Raw genomic sequence first — 18,322 nt, 5'->3', positions numbered from 1 at the left:
TCCTAGTGAGTGGGCGGGACGTCGGACCCCTCGCCGTCGATCTGCCTCGGGACCGGGCCGAGGTCGGCCTCGATGCGCTCGATCAACGCGTCGAAGACCTGCTGATTGCGCGACACCACCGACTGGGTGGCGCGGGTGGCCAGAGCGGCCGCGTGGCGGATCTCCGGCTGACTGGCCCAGGGTTCGGTCTCGCGCCCCGGCACCAGCGAGGCGAGGTAGTGAGCCGACACGAGCCCGGGCCAGGACACCACGTCCTTGTCCGAGCGCAGCGGCCGCGTCCGCATCGCCCGTTCGTTGAACATGTCGATGCTGCCGTCGATGAGCGTCACCCGCTCGTGGTCGTAGCGGCCGAGGTGGCGGTGCCCGCCCGACGTCTTCAGCTGCACGCCGCGCACCTGGTAGCCGTTCAGCCGGTTGACCACGATGAGGTCGACATTCGCCGAGCCGGCCATGTGCTCGAATTGCGGCGGCGCCGGGAGCACGTACGTGCCGGGTACGCGCTGGCTCAGTTCCAGCAACGCGACCATGCCGTCCATCTCGGTGAGCGCGCCCAACGACCACCGCCGCAACTCGTCGAGTTCCGCATCGAAGTACATGCCGCGCTCGACCCACTCGTCGCGAGATCGGATCACCGCCATGGCGGTCTTGGCGAGTTCGTACCGAGCGCGGGTCACGTTCGGGCCGGGCCCGTCAGCCGTCTCCGGACCGTAGAGCAGCGGCTCCCACCAGCTCGTCACGGGTGCGTTGAGCCGATGGAAATGGAGTTCCATGAACACCCGAGTGAAGTCCTCCGGCGATTCCAGGGCGTCCAGCAAGTCGTCGATCTGCGGTTCGAGGCCGCCCATGCCCTGGTTGAGCCAGCTGGTGTATCTCACCGCCCAGGTCTGGTACTGGTCGCGCCGGGGCAGCCGCCTGCCAGTCAGCGCGTCGTGCAGGACGCGACCGAAGCCGTGGGCATAGGCACGCGGGCGGACGAGCATCTTGTCGACCCGCGGGCCGTATGAGCGCGGCACCGCGGGGTCGCGCCGGTAGGCCAGCGCGAACGTGCGCGGATCCATCAGAGTTCTCCCGTGATCGCCATACGCCCACCATACAAAAATGAGCGGACGATGTGGGTCGATTTCACGAAGAGGTCGAATCACCCTGCAGTGCGTGCGGCCCCTGCTCGAGCAGGAGCTCGAACTGCTCCTCGTCGAGGATCGGAACACCCAGCTGCTCGGCCTTGTCGGCCTTGGAACCCGGCGAGTCGCCCACGACCACGTAGTCGGTCTTCTTGCTCACCGACCCTGACGCCTTTCCGCCGCGCGCGATGATCGCCTCCTTGACGGAGTCGCGGGTGAACCGCTCGAGCGAACCGGTGACGACGACCGTGAGCCCCTCCAACGTCCGCTCCACCGACGCGTCGCGCTCGTCCTCCATGCGCACCCCCGCGGCCTGCCAGGCGTCGACGATGCCGCGATGCCAGTCGACCGTGAACCACTCGGCGACGGCCTCGGCGATGGTGGGGCCCACCCCTTCGGCGGCGGCCAACCGCTCGGCGCCCGCCGCACGGATCGCGTCCATCGAGCCGAACTCGGTCGCCAACGCGCGGGCCGCCGTGGGGCCGACGTGGCGGATGGAGAGGGCCACGAGCACCCGCCACAGTGGCTGGCTCTTGGCCTTCTCGAGATTCTCGAGCAGAGCGACGCCGTTCGCGCTGAGGACACGCTCGGGAGCCCCGGCCTGCCGCTCCGCCCGCTTGGCTGCCCTCGTGTACAGGGGCACTCTGAGGAGATCGTCCTCGGTGAGGGCGAACAGCCCGCCCTCGTCCACGAGCACCCCGGCATCGAGCAGCGCGGTGGCCCCTTCCCAACCGAAGACCTCGATGTCGAAGGCGCCCCGGCCGCCGACGTGCGTGAGCCGCTCACGCAGTTGGGACGGGCACGAACGCTGGTTGGGGCAACGGATGTCGGCGTCGCCCTCCTTCTCCGGACGCAGTTCGGTGCCGCACGCCGGGCAGTGCGTCGGCATGACGAATTCGCGCTCGGAGCCGTCGCGCAGAGCCGGGACGGGGCCGACGATCTCGGGGATGACGTCGCCGGCCTTGCGGAGCACGACCATGTCGCCGATCAGGACGCCCTTGCGTTTGACCTCGTGTTGGTTGTGCAGCGTCGCCATCTCCACGGTCGACCCCGCGACCTTGACCGGCTCCATGACGCCGTAGGGCGTCACCCGGCCGGTACGACCGACGTTGACCCGGATGTCCAGCAGCCGGGTGTTGACCTCCTCGGGCGGGTACTTGAACGCGATCGCCCACCGCGGCGCGCGCGACGTGGAGCCCAATCGGCCTTGTAAGGAGACCTGATCGACCTTGACGACGACGCCGTCGATGTCGTGCTCGACGTCGTGCCGGTGTTCGCGGTAATACTCGATGAACTGGCGCACCTCGTCCATCGAGCCCACGACCTTGGCGCGATCGCTCGTGGGCAGGCCCCACGCCTTGAGCGCCGCGTACGCCTCGGACTGCCGGTCCGGGGTGAAGCCCTCGCGGTAGCCCAGGCCATGGCACACCATGGACAACGGTCGCGAGGCGGTGACCGAGGCGTCTTTCATGCGTAGCGATCCGGCGGCAGCGTTGCGCGGGTTGGCGAACGGGGTCTTTCCGGACTCGGCCCAGGCGGCGTTGAACTCCTCGAAAGCCTGGGTCGGGAAGTAGACCTCGCCGCGGATCTCGACGTAGGCCGGGACCGGGTAGTCGTCGGAGCCGGCCAGCCGATGCGGGATGACCTTGACCGTCTTGACGTTGCCGGTGACGTCCTCGCCGATGCGGCCGTCGCCTCGCGTGACGCCTCGGGTGAGCACACCGTTCTCGTACGTGAGGGAAATGGCGAGGCCGTCGACCTTGAGCTCGCAGAGGAAATCGGCGCTCTCGGCCCCCTCGCGAACGATGCGCTGGTGCCAGGCGTCCAGCTCCTCGGAGCTGAACGCGTTGTCCAGGCTCATCATGCGCTCGCGATGCTCGTACGGCGCGAAGCTGCTGGACGCGTACCCGCCCACGGTCTGCGTGGGTGAGTCGGGGGTGCGCAGCTCGGGAAGTCGCTCCTCGAGCTCCTCCAACTCCCGCATCAACGCGTCGTACTCGGCATCCGAGATCGTGGGCGCGTCCTCGACGTAGTAACGCTGGCGATGCTCGTGCAGCTGCTCCGTGAGCTCCTTATGGCGCTGGCGCAGCGCGTCCTCGTCGTGGGCGATCTCGTCCTCGGCCATGAGGTTGACATTAGCGCTAGCAACGGACAACGACCGGCCGCGCTCGGCGAGGGTCAGAAGCGTGCAGCGATACGTTGTGCGTCGGCGAGAGCGCGGCGAGCCTCCGCCGGCGTGCTTCCGGCGAGGCCGCACGGCGGAGTGATCACACTGCGTTCGCCGTAGGACGCCGGTTCATACCCCAAGCGCCGCATGAACGTCTCGACCGCCGGCTCGTCGAGGGACCCGAGCCACAGGTCCACACCCTGCTCGAACGCCTCGGCCCACGCATCGTCAGGACGCGCGAGCGACAGATCAAAACCGATCGCGGCGAAGCCGACTCCGGCGAGCAGCGCGACCGGCACGTGAGCGGCGCAGCAGTGCACGACGGGCGTCGCGCCCGCGTCCGTCGCCGCCTCGACGACCGATCGCAGCAGTGCGTCCGCCTCGGGCGGGTGGACGGTGCGGTACCTGCCGAATCCGCTCGACGTGGACACCGAGCCGGTCAGCACGGCCTGGATGCCCGGTTCGTCGATCTGCAGCACGAGCTCGCGCCCGGGAAACCGTCGGCGAAGATCGGCGAGGTGCTCTCGCACTCCCTCGGCCAGGGCCCCGGCCAGGTCACGCCGCGCGCCGTGGTCGGCGAGCACTCGCTCGCCGCGCGGAAGGGCGACCGAGGCCGCCAGCGTGAGCGGCCCGGTGATCTGTTGCTTGACGGCGCCGTCGTACTCCTCGAGATGCTCTTCGACTGCGTCGAGGTCGCGTGCGAGCAACGAGACGGACCGGCGATGGTCGACGCCGTCACCGGGAGCGAGTCGCCAGCCCGCGGGCTGGAGGTCGATCGCGAGCTCGGAGACGATCCCGAGCGTCCGGCCGATCATTCCGGCGGCCGCGCCGCGGGCCGGCAGCTCGGGGACGAAGGCGAGATCGGACAGCTCACCGGTGACCACCTTGAGCGTCTCGAGGTAGTCCTCCCCCGGCATCGAACCCACCCCAGTCGCACGCATACCCCGATTCTCCCAGCCCGCCGTTCACCGCACGCCGGCGGACGCCGAGTGGTGCAGATTCGCGATCTGCCGCCGCTCCCTGCCGCGCAGCCCGCCGTTCACCGCACGCCGGCGGACGCCGAGTGGTGCAGATTCGCGATCTGCCGCCGCTTCCTGCCGCGAATTCGCACCAGTCGCTGACGCATTGGCACCACTCGCGGTGCAGCACGGAGCGCTCGCTACGCTCGCTGCGTGACGATCCGGCGCGCCGAACCTGCCGACCTGCCCGAGCTTGCTGCGCTCGCGGCACTCACGTTCCCGCTCGCGTGTCCGCCCCACCTGTCACAAGCGGACATGGACGCGTTCGTATCCGCGAACTTGTCGGCCGAACGCTTCGCGGAGTATCTGACCGACGCCGAGCGCGCAGTCTTCGTCGCCGAGGACGGCGGACGGCTGGCCGGCTACACGCTGGCCGTGACCGGCGAGCCGTACGACCCAGAGCTGGCGCGTCTCGTCCGACACCGCCCCACGGTCGAGCTCAGCAAGTGTTACGCCGCACCGGAAGCGCACGGATCGGGAACTGCGGCCGCGCTCCTCACGCACACGGTCGCGTGGGCCACCGCGGAGGGCGCGGCGAGCGTCTGGCTCGGGGTGAACGGATTGAATCAGCGCGCCCAGCGTTTCTACGCCAAGCACGGTTTCGAGGTCGTCGGCGAGCGCCGCTTCCAGGTCGGTCAGCGGATCGAGGACGATCTCGTGCTCGAGAAGCCGCTCAGCTGACGGCCTCGGCAGGGCGCGCCGTGAACCGCGGCGTGAGGCCCCGCCAAGTGGTGCAATCGCGTCGGCGAGTGGGGCATCTTCGCTGTCGGAACGCCGGTTCCATCGCGAATGTGCACCACTCGCGGACCGCGAGGGGACGGTGCCGTGGCACTCCGGGACGTCGGGACGATGTCAGGAGCGTGCGGCGGCGACGCGCTCGGTCCGGCTGATGGTGCCCGAACCCACGACTCGGGTGCCGTCGTAGATGACGCACGCTTGGCCGGGAGCAATCCCGTCGGCCGGATCGAGCAACGCGACCTGGAGTCGATCGTCGTCGAGCACGGTCACGCGGGCGCGGTGCTCGGCCCCATGCGCTCGCAACTGCACCGTGCACTCGAGGGGCTCGGTCGGGGACGCCCCGCACCACAGCGGTCGCACGCACTCCAACGTGTCGACGAGCAGATGCTCTCGAGGGCCGACGGTGACCGTGCCGCTCACCGGCTCGATGTCGAGGACGAAGCGGGGCTTGCCGTCGTCGGCGGGCACGCCGAGGCGCAGTCCCCGCCGCTGACCGATGGTGAACTGGTACGCCCCCTCGTGCTCGCGCAGCACGCGGCCGTCCTCGTCGACGATCTGACCCGGCTTGGGTCCGAGCTTCTCGCTGAGCCAGCCGGCATTGTCGCCGTCGGCGATGAAGCAGATGTCGTGGCTGTCCGGCTTGTGCGCCACCTGCAGACCGCGGCGCTCCGCCTCGGCGCGGACGACGTTCTTCGTGTCGCCGCCGAGCGGGAACAGCGAGCGCTTCAGTTGCTCCTGCGTGAGCACACCGAGCACGTACGACTGGTCCTTGCCGTGGTCCAGCGCGCGGTGCATCTCGATCGTGCCGTCGCCGGCGGTTCGCAACTGGGCGTAGTGCCCCGTGGCGACCGCGTCGAAGCCGAGCGCGAGCGCGCGGTCCAGCACGGCGGCGAACTTGATCTTCTCGTTGCAGCGCAAGCACGGATTGGGGGTGCGACCGGCCGTGTACTCGGCAATGAAGTCCTCGACGACCTCGTCGGCGAACTCGTCGCTCATGTCCCACACGTAGAAGGGGATACCGATCGTGTCAGCGGCGCGTCGGGCGTCACCGGCGTCCTCGATCGAGCAACAGCCCCGCGCGCCGGAACGGTACGAGCGGGGGTTGCGACTCAGGGCCAGGTGAACGCCCGTGACGTCGTGCCCGGCCTCGACCGCGCGGGCGGCCGCCACAGCCGAATCGACTCCGCCGGACATGGCGGCGATGACCCTCATCGCGTCCCTCCGCGAACCAGGCGCGCAGCCCGCGCGCGTTCGTGAACGGCGGGAAGCACCTCGAGGACGCGGTCGACGTCGGCCTCCGTCGAGGAGTGGCCGAGGCTGAAGCGCAACGACCCACGAGCGGCGATCTCGTCGAAGCCCATCGCGAGTAGTACGTGGCTGGGCTGCGGCACTCCGGCCGCACATGCCGACCCGGTCGACACCTCGACGCCCTGCGCGTCGAAGAGCATCAGCATGGCGTCGCCTTCGCAGCCGGGGAAGGTCACGTGGGCGATATTGGGCAGCCGGTGGTCGTGGCCGGAGTGCGGATCACCGTTGACGACGGCGTCGGGGACGAGGCGGGTGATGCCGTCGACGAGCCGCTGCCGCAGGCGCTCGATCCGGCTCGCCTGTTCAGCCTGTCGTGCGACGGTCACGTCGAGTGCTTTCGCGAACGCCGCGATGAGCGCGACGCCGACGGTGCCGGAGCGCAGATCGCGCTCCTGTCCCCCGCCGTGCAGTAGCGGCGTCGGCGTCACGTCGCGCTTGATGACGAGCGCGCCGACGCCGACCGGACCGCCGAGCTTGTGAGCCGTGACGGTCATCGCGTCGAGTTCGCTGCTCGTGAAGTCCAAGGGCACGTACCCCGCCGCCTGCACGGCATCCGAATGCACCGGGATGCCGTGGGCGCGCGCCAGCTCCACCACTTCACGAATCGGCTGGATGGTGCCCATCTCGTTGTTCGCCCACATGGTGGTGAGCACCGTGATGTCGGCGGGATTCTGCTCGACCGCGTCGTGCAGTGCATCGAGCTGGATGCGGCCTTGTCGATCGACCGGCGTCACGTCGATCCGTGCGCCTTCGTGGGCGGCGAGCCACGTGACCGGATCGAGAAGTGCGTGGTGCTCGATCGAGCTGAAGACGATGCGCTGGCGCTCCGGCGAACGTCGGGCCCAGAACAGGCCCTTGATCGCGAGATTGTTGGCCTCGGTGCCGCCGGAGGTGAACACGAGCTCGGACGGGCGGGCTCCGAGCCGCTCCGCGATCAACTCACGCGACTCCTCCACGACCCGGCGGGCAGCACGGCCGGACGCGTGCAACGACGAGGCGTTCCCCACCCGTCCCAGCTCGCGCGACATCACCTCGATGGCCTCGGGCAGCATCGGGGTGGTGGCGGCGTGATCGAGATAAGAACGGGCGACGTCCATAGCGTTTCCAGCGTACGTCACGGGCCTGGGGGGATGGTCGTACCGGTCAGCCGGGGACGCTGGCCGGTTGTCGTGCTGTCATGGTCTCGCCGCGCCGCGTCTGCGGCGCGTCCTCATCGATGAACGAGGACGTCTCGCGCTGGTGCCGGCGACGTTTCCCGACGTCGCGGAGCGGACCTGCAGGCAGCAACGACCCACCCACACGACAGAGGGCGCCCGGCCTGTCGGCGGGGCACCCTCGTCTACGGAGTCAGGCTCAGCGAAGGCCAGCGGCGAGCTGCTCGTCCGTGTCTTCCAGCGTCTGAGCCGCGGTGTTGAGGTACTCACCCATGCCGGTGAGTCCTTCGATGACCTGCCGCGCACCCTGATTGAAGTCCTCGTAGGAGGCGTCGAACGCCTTCGAGGACTTGTCGGTCACGTAGCCGCTGCTCACCAGCTCCTGGACAAGCGACTTGAGCTGATCGAGGGTGCCCTCGATCTCGTTCTGGCCGCTCTTGAGACGAGTCGCAGCACTACGCATCTCTTCATAGGTGACGTTCACATTTGCCATAGGTTCAGCCCCTTTGTCTGAGGTTCGGCTCCCCCCGACTGCCGGCCGGCGATCGGATCAGCCACGGTCAGCACGACTGTACCTAATCCGAATCATTCTCGTCACCCGCTAACCCGGACTAACCGAGGTCAGTGACGAGGCTTTGCACTTCGCGCACGGGCACCGTCGCGGTTCCCGAGGCCGAGGCCGTCAGCAGACCCGACAGCGCATCCGGAACGTCGACCAGGTTGCCTCCGTCCTCGAAGCGCACGCTGTATTCGACGGTCATGGTCGCGGTGTAGTCGCCGGCTCTGCGGTAGGCGGAGCGGCATTCGTCTGAACGGGACGTCACCAGCCGGCACTCGAGGCGCGAGCCGTCACCCGTCTCGACTGTCATGGTCTCGGGCGTCGCAATAGCCCGCAAACCATACGCGGGGGGACCCACGATCTCACCGGCCGGGAGGCCCTCCGCCCACCACCAGGTGTCCAGATTCACCAGTGTCCGGGTCGGCGGGTTGAAGTTCACATCGACACCGGGAAGCTGTAAGAGACCATGCGCGGCGAACACTCGATCCGCGAGGGATGGACCTTGTTCCTCGTCCAGTTCGGAGTCCCAGAGGTACTGGTCCTCTCGTTCCTGTCCCGGTGCCTTGCAGCTGATATAGACGAGATGGTTAGCGTCTTCGGGCTTCGGGCCCACCCCGGCGGCTTCCGGATTCTGCAAATGCGCAGGGTCAAACATGTAGCAGGCTTTCTCACCCCTGCAGAACTGGTTCCAGATCCCCTCGAACGTGCACGTCGGAGTCGGGGCAGGGCCACCTCCCCCATTACCTCCGCCGGGACCACCCGTGCCCGGCTCGTGGACAATGCAGGTGTAAACCAGTCCGTCGGGCGTTTGAACGTAGCCGTATTCCGCGCACTCCGCCGACGCGGAGGCCGCTGAGACCATCAAGAAGCCCCCGATGAGGGCGATCAGGCTCGCACCCTGCAGCAGACGTTTCAGCATTTCTTCTCCGCAAGAATCGTCTCGTCATCGACCGCGGCGGTCACCAGCCAGGTATCGCCTTGGCGCTCCAATGTCGCGGCGTGAGCACTGAGGCCGCCCGGAGGCTGTTCGACGGGCTCCCCGTTCACTTCTGCGCCCCATTCACTGTCATCGACGCAGACAAATGCCGTGGCGGTATCCCCGTCAACGTCGGCGCTGAAATCAGTGAGCGTGGGTTCCCCCACACGGCGAAGCCCACTCTGCTGGTTCTGCGCGATCACGGCGTACTGGCCTTCCAACGCCGCGCCGACAGCAACACCGTCGAGCGCGTTGGCCGGAAGCTCCCCCGCCGACTGGCCCTGAATGCGGATCTCCCAGTATCGCTCGTACTGCTCGATCACCGCTTCTTCGTCGGCGGTAGGCGCCGCCGTGGTCGAGGGCGGCGTGTCATCGAGGATGTTGGACTCCTCAGATCCGCAACCTGCCAGCAGTGCGAGTCCGACAACTGCCCAGGCGACACTGCTGCGCGCCGCGAGTCCCCCGCGTGTGCTCATGGCGAGTAGCCTAGCGTCTCCCGCTCCTGCGTCGAATTCTGGCAGTCGGCGCGGCCCGCGCAACCGTATGCTGGGCGCATGCGTGTCGAGATCACCGTGGTCAATACTCGTGTCGGTGCCGCACGGGATCTGTTGATCGACGCGGAGGACTCGACTCCGGTCAGTGATGTGATCGATCAGGTCCTGACCGCCATGGGCGAAGCCACCGCCAGTGCGAGCGTGGTTTCCCTCGATGCCCGCAGGCAAGGCCGCGTGACCAGCGCAGCGACCGACGTCTACCTGCGTGGTGAGCCGCTCGATCCGGCTCAACCGTTCGCCGAGTCGGGCATCACGGTCGGGTCGCTGCTGTCGCTCGGCGATCCCGCCGCCTCGATCGTCGACGAGCCCGAGGGGCTCGTCGAACTGCGCGTGGTCGCGGGCCCGGGTGCCGGCGCCGTGCACCGGCTCTCCATGGGCGAGGTGACCATCGGCTCGGATCGCACGTGTGCCGTGCGGCTCGACGACGGCCGAATTCCGCCGGTGGTCGCCCACGTCGAGGTCGATGCGCGCGGGCACGTGCGCGTTCGCGCGACCGAGGGCGCCGGTGAGGTCCTCGCCGAGCTCTTCCCGCTAGCCGACTCACCGCTGTCGCTGGACCGCGCCCCGCTGGAGGAGTCGGCGCAGGACTGGCCGGTCGGCGCCCAGCTCGCGATCGGTCAGAGCCTGTTCGAACTCGAGGAAGTCACCGCTCCCGACGCGGCCCTCGAGCCGTCGGCCGAGCCCGGCTGGCTCGACTACAACCGTCCGCCTCGGCTCCTGGCTCCCGAGCGACAGACCAAGTTCCGCCTTCCTGCCGAGCCCAAGGAGCAGAGCCGCAGCGGCCTGCCGTGGCTCACCATGATGATGCCCATCATCATGGGCGTGAGCCTCGCGCTGATCTTCCAGCGCTGGTACATGCTCACGATGGCGGTCTTCTCGCCGATGATGCTGCTCGGTTCGTACATTCAGGGCAAGAAGCAGGGCAAGACGAGTTACCGCCAGCAGCTCGCCGAGTATCGCCAGAAGAAGGCCGACGTGGAGGCCGACGTCGAGCAGGCCGTAGTCGACGAGCGTCTGGCACGGCGGCTCGAGGCGCCCGATCCGGCGCTCACCTTGCTGATCGCGCACGGTCCGCGGTCGCGGCTGTGGGAGCGCCGGACCGACGACCCGGACTACCTTTCGCTCCGGCTCGGCGTGGGCGACCTGCCGTCGGAAGTCACGGTCGACGATCCGAATCAGCTGGAACACCGCCGCAGCTCCCAGCGCACGGCGTTCGACGTCCCGATCACGGTGTCGCTACGCGACCGCGGCGTGATCGGCATTGCCGGCTACGACGACCTCCCCCGTCGCCTGGCGATGTGGGCGGTCGCCCAGATCGCCACCCTGCAGAGCCCGCACGACACGCAGCTGTACGTTCTCACCTCCGGCGAGCAGGCTTCGGCCTGGGAATGGATGCGCTGGCTGCCGCACGCCCGCCCCCAGGAGGGACAGGACACCGTCGTCACGCTCGGGCTCGACACCGAGACCTCGGCTCGGCGTGTCGCCGAGCTGTCGGCGATCCTGGCGGCCCGGCAGCAGGCGACCTCCAAGGTGGGCTCGAAGCTCCAGGCGCCCGACATCGTGGTCGTGTTCGACGGCGCCCGGCGTCTGCGCTCGCTTCCGGGCGTCGTGTCGCTGCTCAAGCAGGGCCCCAAGCTCGGGATCTATGCGATCTGCCTCGACAGCGACGAACGGTTACTTCCCGAGGAAGCCAGCGCGGTGGTGGTGGAGACCCAGCAGGGCATCACGTTGCGGCAGCAACGGACCACGGTGGTCGACAACATCACGCCCGATCTCGTGGAGGACGAGTGGCTCGACCGGGTCTCGCGCGCCTTGGCTCCTCTGCGCGACATTTCCGGTGGCGACGACGATGCCGTCCTGCCGACCGCCGCCCGGCTCACCGAGGTCCTCGGCATCGAGCCCCCCACGCCCGAGCAGATCCGGACTCGCTGGCTGCTGCAACCGCGCTCCACCGAGGCGACCGTGGGCGTCTCACTCGACGGCCCGTTCGCCATCGACCTGCGCCGCGACGGGCCCCACGGTCTGGTCGCCGGCACGACGGGCGCCGGCAAGTCCGAGCTCCTGCAGACCATCGTCGCCTCGTTGGCGGTGGCGAACCGTCCCGACGGGATGACCTTCGTCCTGGTGGACTACAAGGGCGGTGCCGCCTTCAAGGACTGCGTCGATCTGCCGCACACCGTCGGCATGGTCACCGACCTCGACACCCACCTGGTCGAACGGGCGCTCGTGTCTCTGGGCGCCGAACTGACCCGGCGCGAGCATCTGCTCGGCGACGCGGGCGCCAAGGACCTCGAGGACTACGTCGACCTCCAGGCCAAACGCCCCGAACTCGCGCCCATCCCCCGCCTGCTGATCGTCATCGACGAGTTCGCCTCGCTCGCTCGCGAGTTGCCCGACTTCGTCGCAGGACTCGTCAACATCGCCCAGCGCGGCCGTTCGCTCGGGATCCACCTCATCTTGGCGACGCAGCGACCGTCGGGAGTGGTCTCCCCCGAGATCCGCGCGAACACCAACCTGCGGATCGCGCTGCGCGTCACCGACGCCTCCGAGAGCAACGATGTCATCGATGCGCCTGACGCCGGGAAGATCGCCAAGAGCACACCAGGCCGCGCCTACGTGCGGCTCGGGGCCAACAGTCTGGTGCCGTTCCAGTCCGGGCGCGTCGGCGGTCGACGCCCGGGCGTGGCGAATGCGCAGGCGGCCGCCCCCTGGATCACCAGGCTGGAGCTTCACGCGCTGCCGCAGCCCGCTCCCGTCAAACCCAAGGTCGAGGTGACCGACGACGCGGAGATCACCGACCTCACGGTGCTCGTCAGCGCGATCCGTGAGGCGAACGGCGCCCTCGGCATCCCCGAGCAGCACAGCCCCTGGCTCCCGGCCTTGACGACGGACGTGCGGCTCAGCGAGCTCCTCGCCCAGCCGACCACCGCCTCCCGCGGCGACATCGCCGCCTTGCCCTTCGGGATGGAGGACATTCCGGCGCAGCAGGCGCGACGGCCTGCCACGATCGATCTGGCGGACTTCTCGCATCTGGCGGTCGTCGGTGGCCCGCGCTCGGGCCGATCGCAGGCACTCCGCGCGATCGCCGGGTCGATCGCCGAGCTGACGAGCCCTGCCGACGTGCACCTGTACGCGCTCGACTGCGGTAACGGCGCTCTGCTCCCGCTCGCCGACGTCCCGCACTGCGGTGCCGTGGTACAGCGCATCCAGCCCGACCGAGCGAACCGGCTGTTCGCTCGGCTCTCGGCCGAGCTGCGCCGACGCCAGGAGCTGCTGGCCGCGAGCGGATACGCGGACCTCGACGAGCTTCGCGCCGCCGACGATGTCGCCGAACGCCCGCCGCACATCGTGTTCATGATCGACCGGTGGGAGGGATTCCTCGGCGCCCTGGCCGATGCCGACAACGGTGCGCTGCAGGATCAGATCTTCACGTTCCTGCGCGAGGGCGCCTCGGCAGGTCTGCACCTGATCATCACGGGCGACCGGCAGCTCGTGAACGCCCGGATGGGCTCGCTGCTCGAGAACAAGATCGGCCTGCGTCTGCCCGACCGAGCGGACTGGTCGCTGCTGGGACTGCAGCCGCGCACGATGCCCGAGGAGATCCCCGACGGGCGGGCGTTCCGCTCCGAGTCCGGGATCGAGCTGCAGATCGCGCTGCTCGACGGCGACCCGGGCGGTCAGTCCCAAGGTGCCGCGCTGCGCGCCATGGCCGCGGCGGCGCGCGACCGCCACGCCTCCGTACCCCGGGAACAGCGTCCCTTCCGCGTCGACGTGCTGCCCACCCGCATCACCGTCGACGAAGCCCTGCGCCTCGTCGAGCCCGATCCGCTGCCGCCGTTGTGGGCGCTCGCGGGCGTCGGCGGCGACGAGCTCACCGCTCTGGGCCTCGACCTCGCTCGTACTCCGGTCGCGATCGTCGGCGGACCGCCGCGCTCGGGCCGCTCCACCGTGCTGCTGTCGCTGGCCGAATCCCTGCTGCGCGGCGGGGCCGAACTCGTGGTCGCCACGCCGCGCCCCTCCCCCTTGCGCGCGCTGGAGGGACGCGAAGGGGTTCGCGCGGTGCTCACTGACACGGATCTGGACGAAGCGACGCTGGCCCCGCTCATGGACGGTGATGGACACGTCGTCCTGATCGTGGACGACGCCGAACTGCTCAAGGACATCCCGGCGAAGGACTACCTGAAGTCGCTCCAGCGCCGCGCGGCCGACCTCGGCCGAGCGATCGTCATCGGGGGCGATTCGAGCGAGATCGGCAGCGGCTTCAGCGGCTGGCAGGTGGACATGAAGGGGCGCCAAGGTGTCGTGACCGCCGCACAGTCCTCCACCGACAGCGAGCTCATCGGCGTGCGGATCCCGCGCAGCTCGATCGGGCAGCAGGCACAGGCCGGTCGGGTGCTGGCCCACCTCGGCGACGGGGTCCTTCGGACACTGCAGGTGCCGACGGCGGAGTGAGTTCGTCGAACGTCGCGCCCCAACGAGGCAGGGCGGTGGGACAGCGTTCGTACGTCACACGACGACGGACGCGTCCCCACCGCCCGCGACGGTATCGAAGCCCACTGCCGCGACGTCAGCCGCTCTCGGGAAGAGACTGCTCGCTGGGCACCAATTCGTCGAGGAGGGCTTCGGTCTCGGCCTCGATCGGCACTGCGCGCAACGCCTCGGCCATCTGGTCGGTGGTACGGCGCACCCCGGCGACTCCCTCTGCCGCGTAGCTGGCGCGCAGCAGCTCACGCCACAGACCCTGATGGCCGGGAACGGCCCGCAGGCCCGCGGACGCAGCGAAGCTGGTCGTCTCCGGATCGCCGTCGACGAGCGCACACAGACGCACGGCGGTGCGGGCGACGAGAACGGCCATCTGCCGCCGCAGGTCCTCATAGGCCACCCAGGCGTAGCGACCCGCTGGCGCCTCGGCGAACGGTTCGCCCCGCACCAGTGCGAGTGCCCGCCGCAACAGGTCGATCTCCTTCTCCCGGCCCCCGCTCTGGCGGGCCTGAGCCACGAGGCTCCGGAACACGTCCCAATCCACCAGGACGCCGGGCGCGAGGGTCAATCGCCCGTCGTCGCCCTCGCGCAAGAAGTACGCGCCGTCATGGTCGGCGCCCAGAACCTCACGGGCGCGCTCGATCGCCGCATCGCGCACGTCGGCCGGAACCCCCCGCGGCCACACCGCGGCTGCGAGCGCGTGCGGGTGGACGCCGTCGGGATGCAGCGCAAGGTGCACCACGATCTCGGTCACCTGGTCGATGCGCTGCGCATCGATGGCCTCGACCCCACGCAGTCCGATGGGTCCGAGCACGCCGACCCGCCGCTGAGCGGTGCTCCAGTCCAGGTCCGACTGCAGGCGGCTGGGGGCGAGGAAGCCGAGTTCGGCGTCGCCGGTGGTGTCCTCGGTCGACGACGCGGCGGCGTCGAACAACTCCAGCAGCGCGGTGACCTCACCGTCGGTGACCCTGTTGGCGTCCACCGTGAGATCCAGCAAGGGAGCGCGCAGCGCCCCGTGCTCGTCGATCGACAACTGCCAGCGCGCCCCTCGAACCTCACCTGCGACGACCACGGAGAACGCCTGCCGCTGGGGTCCGACCACGTCGCGCAGCGCCTCCGCCTGTGTCTCGTCCACGCCGTCGGCACAGACGAGCAGCCGTGAGCCCGACCCACGACGACGCAGTCGGCCGGTCAGCACATCACCGCGCCACTCGTCGATTCGCGCTCGGACCGAGTGCAGTTCTGCGCTCACATCGCGGGTGACGTGCAGCCGCTCAGGAGCGATCTGCTCCAGGTCGGCCGGGACGCCGGCGGCGGTGACGGACACCGCCTCGCTCCACGGCGACGTGGCCGCCTGAACGGCGATGGCCGTCGCGGCATGGCGTGCTTGCACGCTGTCGCCGGTGATCGCGATGACGCCCCCGGCCGCCTCCACGTCGAGCAGGACGTCCCGACCGTCCGGGTCGACGCCGAGCGAGACGAGCGCCGGGTACGGCACCGCGCTACCGTCCGACTCGACGTCGCCGACATCCGCGATATTCATGCGCCAGCGAGCTCCGTCGTCGACCGATTCCCATGTCGGCACGACCTCGTTCGAGGGCGGCGAAAGCCACAGCTCGACGGCGTCGTCATCGACCGATGCGGCGTACACCGACGGGAGCGCCGTCCGCTGCTCGCGGCATTGCTGTGCGAGCAGTCGCAGCGCACGCGCCAGATGTTCGGAGCGCTCGGGCGAGGCCTTGATCAGCAACGTGGCCTCGGCATCGAGAGCGTCGTCATCGGGACGGCGCCCGAGGGCCCGGCGCCGGCGCACCAACAGCGCGCCCAGCACGCCGGCGGCGAGCAGGCCGACGCCCGCGACGTCACGGCCCTCCACGGCATCGGCGGCCGCTTCGCTGTCGACACCCACATTCGCGTCCGTCGGCACGGGGGCGGGCGTCGCCGGAGCTTCAGCGCTCACCACCGGCACGGCGACGGCGTCATCGGGCATCACGAGCTGCCAGCCGGGCTGGATCAACCGGGCGAGTTCCAGCCGCCCGTGGTCCGGCTGGACGCGGTCCTTGTTGAGCTCGTAGATCTCGTGGTACCGCCGGCCGTCGCCGAGGTGACGCTCGGCGATGTCCCAGAGATTGTCGTAGTAGCCGTTGTTGGGCGGTTGCACGGTGTACACCTTGCGTCCCTGCAGCTCGCCCGCCGGGACCTCGGTGTCAGCCAGCTGGGCGGCCTCCGCCTGCCGCTCGGCTTCGTCCACCTGTGCGATGGTCTCCTGCGCGTCGCTGAGCGTCGTCGCGACGATGCTCGGCGCGGCGGGCGCGACCGAGGGACTGGCGGATACGGCCTGCGCGGGCCCGGCCACGACGCCGGTGAGCAGCAGCGCACCGATGAGCGCACGAGCGAGTCGCTGCATCGGCCCGGCGAGCGGCAGTTTCCGGGCGATGCCACCGCGCAAGGTGGCCACGAGTTCGACGGCGAGACAGACCACGAAGTACAACCACGCCAACCACACCACCGCGACGAGGACGCCGACGAGATCCTCGAAACTCAACTGACGTACGGCGTCGCGCACCGACGGCACACCGGTGGGGATCGGCGGCGGTCCGGCCAGCGCGATCAACACCACCGGGACGCCGACGACGATGGCCAGGACCGCCACGGCAGCACCGACCGTCTCCCCGATGCTGCGCTGCGGCGCGGCCTGTGTCGCCGCGACGCGGCGGGCGAACCGGGTGGGGTCGGTGGACTCGGGCTCCCGGGTCTGTTCGGGCGTGGTGGGTGTCATGACTCCCCCTCGGGTCCAGTCTGCGGTGAGGACGTGGCTCGTGCCGCGACCTCGTAGGAGTTGATGCCGATCAGTTTCAGTAGATAGGTCTCGCTGGTACCGCGCACTTCGACACGCACTGATTGATCGCTGGCCGGAAGGACCTCGAAGCGTCCGGGGCTATACCCCCGGTCCATCAGATAGCTCTCGGCGCGCTGCCGGGCCAGGGCGGGGTTGATGGCGATCTCGCCGGTCTCGCGCAGCAGCTCGAGGTTGATCGAGTCGGCAGCGACGCGGGACGCCTGTTCAGCGTCGTCGGCGACGCGCATGCGGGCGGCGATACCCATGCCGCCGTCCACGACCAGCCCGGCGCAGACGAGCAGCACGATCGACATGCCGACGACGAAGACCGTCGCGGCGCCGCGTTCCATGTGCCGATCAGGGCGATGACGGATCATCCGGTCCTCCGATAGGTGTCGATCGGCGCGCTGCCCGAGGCGCTGAGCCGGTAGGTTCCCGACAACCCGATGAGTTCCAGCCCGCGGTTGCTGACCTCGCAGTTGAGCGTTACGTCCACGACGCCACCGGAGCGGAAGTTCCCGCTCAGCTCGGCGACCTGGCAGTCCGACGCGCCGCTGAGCGATGACGCGGCGATGCTCCGGGCGGCGTTCTGCGCCGCCGGGTAGGTGCGCTCCATCGATGCCGCGCGTGCCGCATCGCGCGCAGCGGCCTCGATGTCGACGCGTGCCGTCACGTAGCGGCCGCCGGCCACCACCAGCAAGGTGAAGGCGATGAGGATGGGGAACATCAGCACGACCTCGACGGACATCGATCCCCGCTCGCCACGACGTCTCATGGCACATCCTCCCGGAACTGTTCGAGCGGGCCCTGGACCTCTTCGGTGACCGTCGGCGCCGGGAACATCGGAACGAGCCGGGGTGCGTTGCCGCTCACCGTGGCACGCACCAGCGTGTCGCCGACCGGTTCGATGGTGACCGTCGCGTTGGTCAACACGCCGCGGCCCAGATCGCGGGCGTAGCTGAGACCCCGCTGCTCGGCCGCCGGGAAGTCGCCGGTGACTCGAGCCACTCGCGACGCCTCGCGCGCTGCGGCGGACGCCGCCTGGTTGCCCAGGTAGATCAGCGCGAACTGCACCGTCGCGATGATGGCGAGCATGAGCAGCGGCATGTAGAGCACCAGCTCGATCGGGCTGGCGCCCTCTTCGCGTCGCTGCCTGTCGCGCGGCACGGGGTCAGCCGCCGCCGATGCCCGGGTTTTCGATGTCATCACCGATGTTTCTGGCCGAGTTCTGCAACGCGCCCAGGAGAATGTTGCCGACGATGAGGCAGATGCCCACGACGATCGCGGCGATGATGACCCACTCGACAGCGGACGCACCGCCTTCGAGCCGCCGAGCCCGGTCGACTTTCGCTCCGAGCAGGGTCAGGGCGAATTGGAGGGGGACGAACATGATGATGACCTCTCG

The 18,322-nt window shown here is 69.4% G+C and carries 15 protein-coding genes; 2 read left to right on the top strand and 13 right to left on the bottom strand.

Features of this window, described 5'->3' with window-relative positions:
- Positions 1-2: 2 nt before the first annotated feature.
- From D9V41_RS03700 to D9V41_RS03690, 3 genes are all read right to left on the bottom strand, one after another.
- Entirely contained in the window at positions 3-1,058 is a 1,056-nt protein-coding gene (locus tag D9V41_RS03700; RefSeq protein WP_121793187.1) for a hypothetical protein, read from the bottom strand.
- A gap of 64 nt (positions 1,059-1,122) precedes the next feature.
- Entirely contained in the window at positions 1,123-3,246 is a 2,124-nt protein-coding gene (gene ligA, locus D9V41_RS03695; RefSeq protein WP_121793186.1) for an NAD-dependent DNA ligase LigA, read from the bottom strand.
- A gap of 53 nt (positions 3,247-3,299) precedes the next feature.
- Positions 3,300-4,229 (bottom strand): uroporphyrinogen decarboxylase/cobalamine-independent methonine synthase family protein, encoded by a 930-nt coding sequence (locus D9V41_RS03690; protein WP_121793185.1) that lies wholly within the window; start codon positions 4,227-4,229, stop codon positions 3,300-3,302.
- Positions 4,230-4,460: 231 nt separating this feature from the next.
- Here D9V41_RS03690 and D9V41_RS03685 point away from each other — a divergent pair, with 231 nt between their 5' ends.
- A complete protein-coding gene (locus D9V41_RS03685) occupies positions 4,461-4,988 on the top strand; it encodes a GNAT family N-acetyltransferase (RefSeq protein ID WP_208006724.1) in 528 nt (175 codons plus the stop codon).
- 171 nt (positions 4,989-5,159) lie between these two features.
- On the opposite strand, the gene mnmA is transcribed toward D9V41_RS03685, so the two are convergent.
- The 5 genes from mnmA to D9V41_RS03660 all read right to left on the bottom strand — a co-directional run bounded on the left by mnmA (position 5,160) and on the right by D9V41_RS03660 (position 9,518).
- The gene (mnmA, locus tag D9V41_RS03680; RefSeq protein WP_121793184.1) at positions 5,160-6,257 is read right to left on the bottom strand and encodes a tRNA 2-thiouridine(34) synthase MnmA; all 1,098 of its coding nucleotides are present in this window, start codon (positions 6,255-6,257) and stop codon (positions 5,160-5,162) included.
- Positions 6,254-7,450, bottom strand: a complete 1,197-nt coding sequence (locus D9V41_RS03675) for a cysteine desulfurase family protein (RefSeq protein WP_121793183.1) — start codon at positions 7,448-7,450, stop codon at positions 6,254-6,256. Before D9V41_RS03675 ends, mnmA begins: the two co-directional genes overlap by 4 nt.
- A 256-nt stretch (positions 7,451-7,706) precedes the next feature.
- Positions 7,707-8,000 carry a WXG100 family type VII secretion target gene (locus D9V41_RS03670; protein WP_121793182.1) on the bottom strand — a complete coding sequence of 98 codons (294 nt, stop codon included), beginning with the start codon at positions 7,998-8,000 and terminating at the stop codon, positions 7,707-7,709.
- Between the two features lie 118 nt (positions 8,001-8,118).
- Positions 8,119-8,985 carry a hypothetical protein gene (locus tag D9V41_RS03665; RefSeq protein ID WP_121793181.1) on the bottom strand — a complete coding sequence of 289 codons (867 nt, stop codon included), beginning with the start codon at positions 8,983-8,985 and terminating at the stop codon, positions 8,119-8,121.
- A complete protein-coding gene (locus tag D9V41_RS03660) occupies positions 8,979-9,518 on the bottom strand; it encodes a hypothetical protein (RefSeq protein ID WP_133434105.1) in 540 nt (179 codons plus the stop codon). Before D9V41_RS03660 ends, D9V41_RS03665 begins: the two co-directional genes overlap by 7 nt.
- Positions 9,519-9,596: 78 nt before the next feature.
- Here D9V41_RS03660 and D9V41_RS03655 point away from each other — a divergent pair, with 78 nt between their 5' ends.
- On the top strand, positions 9,597-14,048 hold the full coding sequence (locus D9V41_RS03655; protein ID WP_121793179.1) for an FtsK/SpoIIIE domain-containing protein: 4,452 nt from the start codon (positions 9,597-9,599) through the stop codon (positions 14,046-14,048).
- Positions 14,049-14,163: 115 nt separating this feature from the next.
- Here D9V41_RS03655 and D9V41_RS03650 read toward each other — a convergent pair whose 3' ends face one another.
- From D9V41_RS03650 to D9V41_RS03630, 5 genes are read right to left on the bottom strand one after another with little or no spacing between them, the layout of a single operon-like run.
- Complete coding sequence (locus tag D9V41_RS03650) at positions 14,164-16,857, bottom strand: AfsR/SARP family transcriptional regulator (RefSeq protein WP_121793178.1); 2,694 nt, start codon at positions 16,855-16,857, stop codon at positions 14,164-14,166.
- Entirely contained in the window at positions 16,854-17,294 is a 441-nt protein-coding gene (locus tag D9V41_RS03645) for a TadE/TadG family type IV pilus assembly protein (protein WP_133434104.1), read from the bottom strand. Before D9V41_RS03645 ends, D9V41_RS03650 begins: the two co-directional genes overlap by 4 nt.
- Positions 17,291-17,692, bottom strand: a complete 402-nt coding sequence (locus D9V41_RS03640) for a TadE/TadG family type IV pilus assembly protein (RefSeq protein ID WP_121793176.1) — start codon at positions 17,690-17,692, stop codon at positions 17,291-17,293. Before D9V41_RS03640 ends, D9V41_RS03645 begins: the two co-directional genes overlap by 4 nt.
- Positions 17,689-18,084, bottom strand: coding sequence for a TadE/TadG family type IV pilus assembly protein (locus tag D9V41_RS03635; RefSeq protein ID WP_243697144.1), 396 nt, complete (start codon positions 18,082-18,084; stop codon positions 17,689-17,691). Before D9V41_RS03635 ends, D9V41_RS03640 begins: the two co-directional genes overlap by 4 nt.
- 4 nt (positions 18,085-18,088) lie before the next feature.
- Positions 18,089-18,307 (bottom strand): hypothetical protein, encoded by a 219-nt coding sequence (locus tag D9V41_RS03630; RefSeq protein ID WP_121793174.1) that lies wholly within the window; start codon positions 18,305-18,307, stop codon positions 18,089-18,091.
- Between the last annotated feature and the right edge of the window lie 15 nt (positions 18,308-18,322).

Origin of the sequence: Aeromicrobium phragmitis (assembly GCF_003674095.1) — a bacterium.
Lineage (GTDB): Bacteria > Actinomycetota > Actinomycetes > Propionibacteriales > Nocardioidaceae > Aeromicrobium > Aeromicrobium phragmitis.
This window is presented reverse-complemented; position numbering and strand designations above follow the sequence as displayed.

What these genes read in the sequence shown, in the direction of transcription:
- D9V41_RS03700 (WP_121793187.1), bottom strand. Translation starts at nt 1,058, where the DNA reads ATGGATCCGCGCACGTTCGCGCTGGCCTACCGGCGCGACCCCGCGGTG.
- ligA (WP_121793186.1), bottom strand. Translation starts at nt 3,246, where the DNA reads ATGGCCGAGGACGAGATCGCCCACGACGAGGACGCGCTGCGCCAGCGC.
- D9V41_RS03690 (WP_121793185.1), bottom strand. Translation starts at nt 4,229, where the DNA reads ATGCGTGCGACTGGGGTGGGTTCGATGCCGGGGGAGGACTACCTCGAG.
- mnmA (WP_121793184.1), bottom strand. Translation starts at nt 6,257, where the DNA reads ATGAGGGTCATCGCCGCCATGTCCGGCGGAGTCGATTCGGCTGTGGCG.
- D9V41_RS03675 (WP_121793183.1), bottom strand. Translation starts at nt 7,450, where the DNA reads ATGGACGTCGCCCGTTCTTATCTCGATCACGCCGCCACCACCCCGATG.
- D9V41_RS03670 (WP_121793182.1), bottom strand. Translation starts at nt 8,000, where the DNA reads ATGGCAAATGTGAACGTCACCTATGAAGAGATGCGTAGTGCTGCGACT.
- D9V41_RS03665 (WP_121793181.1), bottom strand. Translation starts at nt 8,985, where the DNA reads ATGCTGAAACGTCTGCTGCAGGGTGCGAGCCTGATCGCCCTCATCGGG.
- D9V41_RS03660 (WP_133434105.1), bottom strand. Translation starts at nt 9,518, where the DNA reads ATGAGCACACGCGGGGGACTCGCGGCGCGCAGCAGTGTCGCCTGGGCA.
- D9V41_RS03655 (WP_121793179.1), top strand. Translation starts at nt 9,597, where the DNA reads ATGCGTGTCGAGATCACCGTGGTCAATACTCGTGTCGGTGCCGCACGG.
- D9V41_RS03650 (WP_121793178.1), bottom strand. Translation starts at nt 16,857, where the DNA reads ATGACACCCACCACGCCCGAACAGACCCGGGAGCCCGAGTCCACCGAC.
- D9V41_RS03645 (WP_133434104.1), bottom strand. Translation starts at nt 17,294, where the DNA reads ATGATCCGTCATCGCCCTGATCGGCACATGGAACGCGGCGCCGCGACG.
- D9V41_RS03640 (WP_121793176.1), bottom strand. Translation starts at nt 17,692, where the DNA reads ATGAGACGTCGTGGCGAGCGGGGATCGATGTCCGTCGAGGTCGTGCTG.
- D9V41_RS03630 (WP_121793174.1), bottom strand. Translation starts at nt 18,307, where the DNA reads ATGTTCGTCCCCCTCCAATTCGCCCTGACCCTGCTCGGAGCGAAAGTC.